We start from the raw sequence: 356 nt of genomic DNA, 5'->3' as shown, positions 1-356 counted from the left end.
GCCCAAGGTGGTGGCAAAGCTTTCCGTGCTGCAATTGAAGCTACTTTACAAGGTAAACCACTCCATGAAGTGGATGAAATAAATTTGCATAGCGCACTACAAATATGGGGAAATCCTTCTCATGAGGTGAAATTATGAGTATTCAAGTATTTTGTGATTTCGATGGTACGATTACAAATAACGATAATATCATGTCCATTATGGAAAAATTCGCACCACCAGAAGCAGAGGAAATAAAGCAAAAAATTTTATCGCAAGAACTTTCTATTCAAGAAGGTGTTTCTCAATTATTTCGATTAATACCTATTAATCTACACGATGATATTATTCAGTTTTTACAAGAAACTGCTGAAATC

2 pseudogenes are annotated in these 356 nt (G+C 34.8%); both read left to right on the top strand.

Annotation, left to right across the window (positions count from 1 at the left end):
* Positions 1–138: pseudogene (mtnW, locus tag AC1DJR_RS34180) on the top strand (2,3-diketo-5-methylthiopentyl-1-phosphate enolase); the annotation flags it as partial.
* Positions 135–356 (top strand): annotated as a pseudogene (gene mtnX / locus AC1DJR_RS34175) (2-hydroxy-3-keto-5-methylthiopentenyl-1-phosphate phosphatase); the annotation flags it as partial. The pseudogenes mtnW and mtnX, both read left to right, overlap by 4 nt.

It is taken from the genome of Bacillus sp. 05T31 (genome assembly GCF_056396725.1).
The sequence above is the reverse complement of the archived record's forward strand: the minus strand, read 5'-3'. Positions and strand labels throughout refer to the sequence as shown.